Raw genomic sequence first — 10,233 nt, forward strand, 5'->3', positions numbered from 1 at the left:
TTCTTCCTCTTGGTGCGTCCCGGACGCCCTGCCTACCGTGAACGGCATGGGACAAGTTGAGTGGGCACGTGACCTGGCACGCAAGGTTCTTGAGCGGCACCTGCCGCGCCGTTGGGAGCACACGCAAGGGGTCGGCCGGCGGGCGGAACAGCTCGCGCCTATCCTGGGCAAGGACGCCGAGATCCTCGCCGCGTCCGCCTGGCTCCACGACATCGGGTACGCCCCGGACCTGATCGACGTCGGGTTCCACCCCATCGACGGCGGGCGCTACCTCCGCGACGTACACGGCGCCGATGAATTGTTGTGCCGCCTGGTTGCCCACCACACCTGCGCCGAGATCGAGGCCGATGAACGCGGCCTGCTCGAAATCCTTCAGGGCGAGTTCCCCAAAGAGCGCGGGGACCTGGTCGAAGCGCTCACCTTCTGCGACATGACCACCAGCCCGGACGGTATCCCCCTCACGGTGGTCGAGCGGCTCGCCGAGATCCGCTCCCGCTACGGCCCTGACGACGCGGTCACCTGGTCGATCAACCAGGCCGAACCTCACATCCTGCGGGCCGTGCGGTCGGTGGAGGCGAAGCTTGCGCTATCCGATGTGCGGTTGGGCTGCCCCGCCTAGGTAGTTGCTGATCCTCAGGCGCATTGACCGGTCCATCGTCAGCGTGGCGACCTGATCGCGAGGAACCCACCGCACTTCGGTCGACTCGCTGCTCGGGGTTGGCTCGCCGCTGACGGCCTGGGCGACCAGGACGAGAGAGAACTCCTGCCGCGCTTCGCCATTAGAGGTGTACAGGATGACGTGCTTCGGGTCGCTGTAGGTGCCGGCAAGCCCGGTGATCCGGCACAGGACCCCGGTCTCTTCGAGGGTCTCCCGTACGGCAGCCTGCGGAATGGACTCGCCCAGATCGATGGCCCCGCCGGGAACGGCCCAGTTACCGTTGTCGCTTCGCCGGATCATGAGGATGTCCCCGGCGTCGTTGGTGACCACGACGTTCACGGACGGGACAAGGCTGTTGGGCGCTGGAGCGTCCGGGTCGTCGTAGAAGTCGATCCGCTTCGCCATGATCAGGACTCTACCGGGACCGCCTGGGACCATACACGCTCGAAACTCTCCGCGTACGTGCTCACCATGTCGCCGCCGGCCACCCGCCGGAGGTGCAGAACGGGGGCGTTGGCCGCCGGAGCTCCGTACACGTGGGTGTTGACGAGCATCTGATCATCGGCGCGGTAGATCGAGTTGTAGAGAACGGTGTCGTGCAACCGGATCTCGACGCCCTTGAGCCGGTGGATGGGTCGGTAAAGGACGAGGGCGTTCCTTATCTTCGCGGCCATGCCGTCGTGGATGTCCTCGTCAGCTCCGCGCTTGGCGACTTCGGCGCTGTCGGGGTCGCCGAGCAGGATTCGCACCCGGGTTCCCGCTTTGGCCTTCTCTCCCAGCATGCGGACCATGCCGGAATCCTCCGCTAGGAACATGCCGCTGTAGACGAGTATCCCGATCTCGTCCTCAGCGGATGAGAACAGTCGTCCCCAAGTGTCCCGGGGGACGGCCCAGCGGTGCGGGTAGAGATTGACGATCTCGCTCTCCGACGCTGAGGCGACCTGCTCGCGTGTCAGGGCCTCGGGCCACAGGTAGCTCTCGTCCATGGCGAGGTAGGCAGAGACCGCGTACCTGTGCTTTCGGTACGGTGCGCGCCCCTTGGTGATCCACCGCTCGACCGTCTTGGGGTCGACTTCGATGGCCTGCGCCAAGTCCGCGACGCTCTTCCCGCGCTCCAGGAGAGCCGCGCGCAGTCTCTCGTTCGCCATCTCACCAGCCGCGTTAGGGACTTCCGGGGACGTGGCCATAGTAGGCCGGACGTCTTGAACACGTCCCGTCGTGTAGTGATCTCGTCCGGGCCTCTCGCCGCAATCTGTGTGTCACAAGCCACGGAAACCGCGACGAGAGGAGCAATGAGCATGGCAAACACGACTGCGTTAACGCCGGAGACGCCCGGCTGCGAGTGCGGCGCACTCTTGGTCCACGGTCAGGTTCGATGCCGTAAGTGCATGGCTCGCGACCGGTTCGCCAAGCACGAGAAGTCACGACGGCGGCGGAAGGTCCGGCGCAACAGCAACCGCCGGCCGCCGAAGGACTCCCGCAAGGTCCGCACACCGGGGGTACCCCGATGAGCTGGCTGCCGCTGATCCTGGCCGGTGTCCTGGCCGTGGTCATCCTGATCTGCTTCGTGGTCGTCCTGGTCGGGATGCGTCAGGAGGACCATCGCCGGTACCTGCCCGAGTCTGCGCCCACCGCTTCGGCGGGGTTCGCCCGGCGGGTGGTCGGCTGCCACGTCCGGGAGAGGCAGCCTAACTCTTCGCGCTGCGTGGAGACGCGCCTCGTTCGAGCCGTTCCAGGCGGCTGGTCAGGTCGGCCACCGCTGCACGCAACGCGGTGAGCTCGGCGCGCACGTCGTCGGCGGGTGGGGCATCCTCCCGGACGAAGACACCCTTGCCCTGCTGGCCGACCACCAGGCCCTCATTCCGCAAGAGCCCTACGGACATCTTCACGACCGACAGCGACGCGCCGAACGTCTCGGCCAGCTGAGCCGTGGATGGCAAGGGCTCCCCGGGCGCGATGGAGCCGCTGCGGATCTGCTCACGCAGCTCGTCGGCGATCTGGAGGTAGCCGGGCCGGCCGGTCTTCTTGACCATCGCTCCTATCTCACCACGCATAGCCGACCAAGCCAACCATGTGTCATTGACAGCCAAGCCAACTAGGTTAACTATGTTGGCAACGAGTCTTAAGGAGGTCCGAACATGCGCACGATCCCCATCCCCGTCGACACCGACAAGCTCGTCTTCACCTGCGTCAAGGCCCCTCGGCCGCGCATCCTCAACAAAGAGACGGGAGAGATCAAGCTCGACAAGACCGGACAGGCCGTCTTCGAAGTCACGGTCTCCGTCGAAGACGACTTCGACCGGATCGAACTCGCCAAGATCGGCGTCTCCGGAGAGCCGCCCATCAAGGTCGGCGACTCGGTGATCCCGGTCGGCCTGGTCGGCTACGTCTGGGAGGTCGGCGGCCGGTGGGGCATCTCCTACCGCGCCGCCTCCTTCCAGCAGGCCAGGAAGGCCGGCGACCATGCGTGAAACCCTGCTCGCCTTAGTCCTCTCCCTGGTGGCCACGCTCGGCGCCTGGCGGCACTTCCACTACCGGTCGTTCTGGTACGTGGTCGGCTACGTCGCCGCCGCTCTGAACGTCCGCTTCACCTGGCGGAAGGTCGCCCTCGGCTGCGGCCTGACCAAGAAACGCCAACGCTTCTGGTGGACGATCACTCCCTTGGCGATCGTCTCCACGGGCAACGTGAGCGTCCGGCGGCGCTTCCGCCGGGTCGCCGTCGACACCAAGCCGTGGATGTGGTTCCCCGTCCCGACCCGCACCGGCTGGCGCGTCACCCTCCGACTCCTGGAAGGGCAGATCCCCGCCGACTACTCCGAGGCGGCCGAGCGGCTCGCGCACTCCTGGGGCGTCCACGCCGTCCGCGTCTCCAGCGACAAACCCGGCCGTCTGCGGATACACGTCACCCTGCGCGATCCCCTCGTCAACGTCGACGAGGTCCCACCCTCTACGGAACTCCTCAAGGTCACCGTGGGCAGGCTGGAAACCGGTAGCCCGTGGGTCATCGACTTCAAGACCGTCCCGCACTACCTGAACGCCGGCGCGACCCAGTCCGGGAAGTCCAACCTCGCGAACGCGCTCATCGTCGGTCTCGCCCGGCAACCGGTCGCGCTGGTCGGCTTCGACCTCAAAGGCGGCGTTGAACTCGCCCCGTACGGCCCCCGCCTGTCGGCCCTGGCCACCAGCCGCACCGAATGCAGCGCCCTACTCGCCGATCTGGTCGGCATGATGATCAGCCGAATGGGGCTCTGCCGCTCGGCCGGCGCCCGCAACATCTGGCAGCTCCCGCCCGCCGTCCGCCCGGTGCCCGTCGTGGTCCTGGTCGACGAGCTGGCAGAGCTGTACCTGATGGCCGACAAGAGCGAGAAGGACGAGATCGCCCGCACCTCGACCGCGCTCCTGCGCATCGCCCAGCTCGGCCGGGCGTTCGGCATCTACCTGTTCTGCTCTGGCCAGCGCATCGGCTCCGACCTCGGCCCCGGCGTGACCGCGCTCCGCGCCCAGTGCTCAGGCCGCGTCTGCCACCGCGTCAACGACCCCGAAACCGCGACCATGACCCTCGGCGACCTCGACCCCGCCGCCCTGGACTCCGCTCGCGCCATCCCCGCCGAAACGCCTGGCGTCGCGATCGTCGCCGGACAGGACGGCCAGTGGTACCGCGCCCGCTCCTTCTACGTCAGCGAACAAACCGCCGAACACGCGGCCACCACCTACGCCTACCTCACCCCCGACTGGGCCGACCTCACCGCAGACCACAAGGTCCCCGACTACGTCTGACCCGTACCGAAGGGAGGACGCCGTGAGAGAACGACTCCTGGACACCGGACCCGTCCTCGTCCTGGCCCTCATCGCCGGAATCGGCTCCTTCACCCACATCCGCGACACCGCCACCGAACACGGGCAAGACGGCTGGATGGCCTGGGCCGTCGCCATATGCATCGACCTGACCTGCGTCATGGCCGCCCGCGAACGCCAACGCGACAAGAAGACCGGCCGTCCCCGACGCGGCTGGACATCCTGGCCAACCCTCGTCCTCATCGGCGGAATCGCCCTGTCCCTGGCCGCCAATCTCAACCAAGCCGAACCAACCGCCTGGGGATGGCTGACCGCCGCAACACCGGCGGGAGCGTTCCTGATCGCGGTCTCCATGCTCGAACGCCGCGCCGGCGAACCCCGTCCCGAACCGTCCCCGGTCACCAGAACGGAACCGGAACCGTCCGCACTCGTCCCCGCCGACCCGCACGGACCGTCCCCTGCACTCCTCGACTACGCCCGCCGCATCGCCGACGAACATCGGATCCAGCACGGAAAACCGATCACCGGCGACGCGCTCCGCGCCCGCCTGGGCGTCTCCAGCCAACTCGCCTCAGCCCTCCTGCGCGACCTCCGCGCCGCACCGGAACCCGCCTAACAGAAAGGAGCACCACCATGACCCGCGACCGCCACTCGGCCCTCATCGCCGGACTCCGCGACCTGGCCGACTTCCTCGACGCCAACCCCGGCGTCCCCGTCCCCAGCACCGAAATCGCGATCACCGTCTACCCGCCCCGGGCCGATGACGAGGAGATGCGCGCCGTCGTCGACACCATGGCGGCCGGCCTCGGCACCGAGATCAAGCCGAGCGACCTGTCCCATGGCCACTACTCCACTTGCCGCAGCTTCGGCCCGGTGCTGTATGGAGCCGTCGCCATCATGCGCCAGGCCCGCGAGAGGTACGCGGCCCAGAGCTCCTATGAGGACAACGTCCAGGTCTCGCCGTCGCAGGTCGCCTGAGACATGACCGAAGACGAGCAGCTCGAACCGGAGGAGATCACGCCCAAGCGCTGGCGGTGCTGCCACTGCGGCGCAACCGGCGTCGACTCCTACGGCGACACCTGCCACCACTGTCACGGGCTCGGCTTCTGCTGAGTCTGTGAGCGCCCCCGGCCTGGCCGCACATCCGCCAAGACACACGCCGGGTCGGGGGCCATCCCTCCACCCCAACGAGTGAAAGGAGGACCCCATCTTGCCCCCCACAACCCGCAACGCGCACGCGATCGACGGCATGATCTCCCGCCTCAACGCCCCCGACTACGACCGATGGGCCGTCCAGATCCGCCGGGCCGGCGGCTGCGCCCAGCCCATCCACCTCCGAGGCAGGGCCGAATACCGAGACCGCCAGACCGGCGCCCTGCTCCACCGCTACACCACCCGCACCGAACCAGACGGCGTCCTCCGCCTGCCGTGCAAAACCCGCCGAGCCTCCCGCTGCCCGGCATGCGCCGAGACCTACCGCGCCGACACCTACCACCTCATCCGCGCCGGCCTCATCGGCGGCAAGGGCGTCCCCGCCTCGGTCGCCTCACACCCGTGCCTGTTCGTCACCCTCACCGCCCCCTCCTTCGGCCCGGTCCACACCCACAGAGAACACCACGGCAAGACCCACCCCTGCCACGCCCGACGCGCCGCCCCCACCTGCGGGCACGGCCGCGTTCTGTCCTGCAAAGCCCGGCACCGCATCGATGAGCCCGTGCTCGGCGAACCGCTCTGCCCCGGCTGCTACGACCACGCCGGGTCGGTCCTGTTCAACGCGCTCGCCCCGCTGCTGTGGAAGCGGTTCACCGACGCCCTGCGCCGGCACCTCGCCAAGTCCGGCGGCCTGACCCTCAAGGAAATGCGCGACCACCTGGCCGTCTCCTTCGCCAAAGTCGCCGAATACCAGCGCCGGGGCGTCGTCCACCTCCATGCCGTGATCCGCCTCGACGGCCCAGACGGACCCAACTCCCGACCTCCGACCTGGGCGACCTGCGACCTGCTCGCGGCGGCAGTCACCCACTCCGCGCGCGTCGTCCGGACCGACGTTCCCGCCCTCGACGACGAGCCAGCCCGCGTCCTGCGCTGGGGCGCCCAACTCGACATCCGCCCCATCACCCTGTCAGGCGACCTCACCGAATCCGCGGTCGCCGCCTACATCGCCAAGTACGCCACCAAAGCCGCCGAATGCGTCGGCACCCTCGACCGGCCCATACGGCTGACCGACGACCTGGCCGCCCTTCCCGTCCGCGACCACGCCCGACGCCTCATCGCCGAGTGCTTCCGCCTGAACGACCACGAGGCCACGGCAGATCTCAGGCTTGCCCACTGGGCTCACATGCTCGGCTTCCGAGGGCACTTCTCGACGCGTTCCCGCCACTATTCGGTGGGGATCGGGGACATCCGCGCCGACCGAACCGCACACGCACGCCTGCCGCTCCTCGACGACGACCCCGAGATCGTCGCCACCTGGGAGTACGTCGGACGTGGCCTGAACCTCGGTGACCAGGCCATCGCGGCGGCGATCACGGGCGGTGCCATATGAGCCGCCGTGACGAACTCCTGCCCGTGTCCGAGGTCGTCGACGAACTCGGGATCTCGCGCCGGACCTTCTACCGCTGGCGCGAATTGGGTCGGGCACCCAAGTGCGTGAAGCTCCCGAGCGGTGACCTGCGCGTCTGGCGTAGCGAACTCGCCGCCTGGCTTCTCAGCCTCCAGGAGGCGGTGTGAACCTCTCGTACGACGTGAAGTTCTGGGAGATCCGCCGCAACCCGTCGAGTAAGACGCCGTCCTACATGGTGCGCTGGAAGGTCGGCGGGCGGGAGAAGTCCAAAACAATCCGGACCAAGGCGCAGGCCGACAGCTTCTTGTCCGACCTGCGGCAGGCCGCGAAACGCGGTGAGGGCTTCGACATGGGAACCGGGCTCCCGATCTCCATGCTGACCGTGGTCAAGGCCGGCCCAACCTTCCTCGCCTTCTCCCAGTGGTACGTCACGACCCGCTGGGTCCACCTGTCGGCCCTTAGCCGTGAGGCAATCGTGTACGCGCTCCTCTCGATCGTCCCCGCACTGGTCAAGGACGCGCCGCACCGCCCGGACGACGAAAAGTTGCGGGCCGTGTTGCGCACCCACGTGCTCCTCCCCGAGAAGCGCAGGCAACCTCTTACGCCAGACCTCGGCAAGTCGCTGCAATGGCTGGAAGGTGCTTCGCTGCCCCTGGCCGACCTCAGCGAACCGGCCGTGATCCGGCTCGCGCTGGACGCCATCGCGATCACCTTCAAGGGCAAGCCGGCGGCGGCGACCACGGTTCGCAGGAAGCGCGCCATCCTGCACCACATGATGGAAACGGCGGTCGAACGAAAGGACCTGCCCTCCAACCCCCTGCACGCGATCAAATGGAAGCGCCCGCGTGCATCGGGCGAGCTCGACCCCGGCGTGGTCGTCAATCCCGCCCAGGCGCGCGAACTGCTGGCGACACTCAAGCGGGTCGGGCGGACTCGCGGACCACGCATGGTCGCCATGTTCGCGTGCATGTACTACGCGGCCATGCGCTCCGAGGAAGTGGCCGCGCTCCGTCGCCATGACTGCCACCTGCCAGACGAGGGATGGGGAACAGTCACCCTCAAGGCGGCTCGTCCGCAGAGCGGCAAACGCTGGAGCGACACGGGGGAGACCCGGGAGGACCGAGGCCTCAAGCACCGGGCCGACAAGGAGACCAGGATCATTCCGATCCCGCCCGTCCTGGTGGCGCTGCTCCGGGAGCACATCGACACCTACGGCACGGCCGAGGACGGCCGGCTGTTTCGCAGCAAGAAGGGAACGAGCTACTCGTCGTCGGCGATCTCGCAGACCTGGCAGGAAGCTCGCCGCCTGGCGCTGACTCCCGAACAGTACGTGTCGCGCCTCGCCGCTCGTCCCTACGATCTGCGGCACGCGGCGGTCTCCCTTTGGCTGAACGCGGGTGTTCCGGCGCCCGAGGTCGCCAAGCGCGCGGGACACAGTGTCGACGTGCTCCTGAGGGTCTACGCGAAATGCATCGACGGCCAACAGGCTCGTGTGAACGGTCCGATCGGAAAGGCCCTGGAGGAGTGAGTAACGCTTATTGAGACAGGCCCCGGCAGATGCCGGGGCCTTCGTCATTTTCCTTGGGGAATCGCAACCTGCTGGAATGTGCCGACGACCCCGGTCTACGCGTTAACGAGATAGCTCTAGAGGCCGCGTGGACTACCGTGTGGCTATGAGTTCTTGTACGGCCCCGGTCCGCGGCCATCGAACCGCCAGCGCAGCTGCGGCTTGCCCTGCGTGCAGCAGCAGACGCTCCGGGTACTCATTGCCCCGGTCCTACTATCCGCAGCCGGATTACGTGTTGCGGAGCAGTGGCGGGGGTGGCGTGAGCAGTAGAGGTGGCTCCACTAGCAACAGAACGCGGCCGTCCTGGTCGCCGAGCACCTCCTCCGTGACTTACACGCCTGCCGAGGTGCGGGCGCTGACTCCCGTTCGCCGCACCGTCGAGTTGCGTGCGCGTACAGAGCCAGAACTTCGCGATGTCTTCCTCTGCCACGCGTGGGATGACCGGCGCGGTGCTGCTAAGGAGTTGCACGACTTGCTGGATGCAGAGGGCGTGTCGGTCTGGTTCAGCGAGAAGGACATCGTGCTCGGCCAACCGTTCATGCGGGAGATCGACAGAGGCCTGGCGAAGTCGCGTACGGGTCTTGTCCTGGTCACTCCAGCGCTACTGAAACGAGTCGACAGCCGGGGCGTCTCTGACAAGGAGCTCTCGGAGCTCCTTGCACGTGACCTGCTGCTCCCGGTCGTGCACGAGACGACTTACGAGGAACTCCGTAAGGTCAGCCCCTTGCTTGCCTCCCGCAACGGATTGAACACGGCGGATGATTCGATGGCAGAAATCGCCAGCAAGATTGCCGAACTGGTCTCCGTTGAGGACGATCTGACCGCGCCCCTCACATCGGCGAACTAGGCGTCCGACAGCGTGTCCGGGCGTCGCTCCGCGTTGTCGGTGCCAAGCCCGGAACACGGGAGTCGGTGGAGCCTGCACTCCAACTGCGCGGCGCAAGTCGAGAAGGCGTGTACGAGGGTTCCATTCTGGCGATGACCTGGGCAAAATGCAGCAAGATCATCACGTGAATGCTCCGTGACGACTGACATACGGCCGCCTACGGTGTCATCTGACGGCATAAATCGGGCACCCAAGCCTGCCGATAAATGATCTCTAAGTAAGAGTTTCAGCAGGTCAGAGCTAAGACGATCAAGTGCCCCCGGTAGGAATCGAACCTACGACACCAGGTTTAGGAAACCTGTGCTCTATCCCCTGAGCTACGGGAGCCGACCCCCCAAGCCTAGCGAAACCACAGCCCCCCGCGCGCCACCCACCACACCCCAAAGTCCTCCCGCCCAACGGTAAAGCGAAGACAACCCCCACCCGCCACCCAACCAAGAGTGATGTCCTCGCACACGTGAACCGAGGACGCCGACCCGGCAGCCGCGCACTCCGCCCCGCGGTCCTGCTCACCGCCCTGCTAGCCCCCGCCGTACTCGCCTTAGGGTTATTCGTCGCCGAACTGACCGAATTCGGCGTCCCTCCGTACCTGCGCGCGAAGCCGGCCCACCCCCCGGTCCTGATGGCCCCCACGCAGCTGCCCCGCCCGGCCACCCCGGACCGCCTCTACGAAGGCAGGATCCCCGCCCCAGAAAAGAAACGGCCCCCGAAGAGCACGCCCCCCATCCAGGCGGCAGCCGCAGCCGCCACCACCACGACCACCCCCC

The 10,233-nt window shown here is 67.3% G+C and carries 13 protein-coding genes and 1 tRNA gene; 10 read left to right on the plus strand and 4 right to left on the minus strand.

All coding sequences use genetic code 11. The features are described from left to right. Positions 1–46 precede the first annotated feature (46 nt). Complete coding sequence (locus AW274_RS31625) at positions 47–619, plus strand: HD domain-containing protein (RefSeq protein ID WP_062440030.1); 573 nt, start codon at positions 47–49, stop codon at positions 617–619. Here the strand turns inward: AW274_RS31625 and AW274_RS31630 are convergent. The 3 genes from AW274_RS31630 to AW274_RS31645 all read right to left on the minus strand — a co-directional run bounded on the left by AW274_RS31630 (position 587) and on the right by AW274_RS31645 (position 2,691). Beyond that, a complete protein-coding gene (locus AW274_RS31630) occupies positions 587–1,063 on the minus strand; it encodes an NUDIX hydrolase (protein ID WP_062440034.1) in 477 nt (158 codons plus the stop codon). The two genes, AW274_RS31625 and AW274_RS31630, sit on opposite strands and share 33 nt — an antisense overlap. 2 nt (positions 1,064–1,065) lie before the next feature. Further along, the gene (locus AW274_RS31635; RefSeq protein ID WP_062440660.1) at positions 1,066–1,806 is read right to left on the minus strand and encodes a DUF5919 domain-containing protein; all 741 of its coding nucleotides are present in this window, start codon (positions 1,804–1,806) and stop codon (positions 1,066–1,068) included. A gap of 540 nt (positions 1,807–2,346) precedes the next feature. Then, positions 2,347–2,691, minus strand: coding sequence for a GntR family transcriptional regulator (locus tag AW274_RS31645; RefSeq protein ID WP_062440040.1), 345 nt, complete (start codon positions 2,689–2,691; stop codon positions 2,347–2,349). 105 nt (positions 2,692–2,796) lie between these two features. Between AW274_RS31645 and AW274_RS31650 the strand changes: the two genes are divergently transcribed. The 9 genes from AW274_RS31650 to AW274_RS31685 all read left to right on the plus strand — a co-directional run bounded on the left by AW274_RS31650 (position 2,797) and on the right by AW274_RS31685 (position 9,427). Further along, complete coding sequence (locus AW274_RS31650; protein ID WP_062440043.1) at positions 2,797–3,129, plus strand: SCO3933 family regulatory protein; 333 nt, start codon at positions 2,797–2,799, stop codon at positions 3,127–3,129. Beyond that, entirely contained in the window at positions 3,122–4,435 is a 1,314-nt protein-coding gene (locus AW274_RS31655) for an FtsK/SpoIIIE domain-containing protein (RefSeq protein WP_062440047.1), read from the plus strand. The genes AW274_RS31650 and AW274_RS31655 overlap by 8 nt, the downstream gene beginning before the upstream one ends. 22 nt (positions 4,436–4,457) lie before the next feature. Beyond that, positions 4,458–5,069 (plus strand): DUF2637 domain-containing protein, encoded by a 612-nt coding sequence (locus AW274_RS31660; protein WP_062440050.1) that lies wholly within the window; start codon positions 4,458–4,460, stop codon positions 5,067–5,069. A 17-nt stretch (positions 5,070–5,086) separates the two neighbouring features. Beyond that, complete coding sequence (locus AW274_RS31665; RefSeq protein WP_062440054.1) at positions 5,087–5,431, plus strand: hypothetical protein; 345 nt, start codon at positions 5,087–5,089, stop codon at positions 5,429–5,431. A gap of 3 nt (positions 5,432–5,434) precedes the next feature. Next, positions 5,435–5,566: a hypothetical protein gene (locus AW274_RS42785; RefSeq protein ID WP_269750638.1), complete on the plus strand. Its 132-nt coding sequence runs from the start codon at positions 5,435–5,437 to the stop codon at positions 5,564–5,566. A 97-nt stretch (positions 5,567–5,663) separates the two neighbouring features. Next, positions 5,664–6,995, plus strand: coding sequence for a replication initiator (locus AW274_RS31670; protein WP_232320549.1), 1,332 nt, complete (start codon positions 5,664–5,666; stop codon positions 6,993–6,995). Continuing rightward, positions 6,992–7,180 carry a helix-turn-helix transcriptional regulator gene (locus AW274_RS31675; RefSeq protein WP_062440057.1) on the plus strand — a complete coding sequence of 63 codons (189 nt, stop codon included), beginning with the start codon at positions 6,992–6,994 and terminating at the stop codon, positions 7,178–7,180. Before AW274_RS31670 ends, AW274_RS31675 begins: the two co-directional genes overlap by 4 nt. After that, complete coding sequence (locus tag AW274_RS31680; protein WP_062440060.1) at positions 7,177–8,541, plus strand: tyrosine-type recombinase/integrase; 1,365 nt, start codon at positions 7,177–7,179, stop codon at positions 8,539–8,541. The genes AW274_RS31675 and AW274_RS31680 overlap by 4 nt, the downstream gene beginning before the upstream one ends. A 364-nt stretch (positions 8,542–8,905) precedes the next feature. Beyond that, positions 8,906–9,427: a toll/interleukin-1 receptor domain-containing protein gene (locus tag AW274_RS31685; protein ID WP_232320551.1), complete on the plus strand. Its 522-nt coding sequence runs from the start codon at positions 8,906–8,908 to the stop codon at positions 9,425–9,427. A 293-nt stretch (positions 9,428–9,720) separates the two neighbouring features. Here AW274_RS31685 and AW274_RS31690 read toward each other — a convergent pair. Next, positions 9,721–9,793, minus strand: a tRNA-Arg gene (locus AW274_RS31690). Positions 9,794–10,233: the final 440 nt, after the last annotated feature.

Origin of the sequence: Herbidospora daliensis, assembly GCF_001570585.1 — a bacterium.
GTDB classification, from domain to species: Bacteria; Actinomycetota; Actinomycetes; order Streptosporangiales; family Streptosporangiaceae; genus Herbidospora; species Herbidospora daliensis.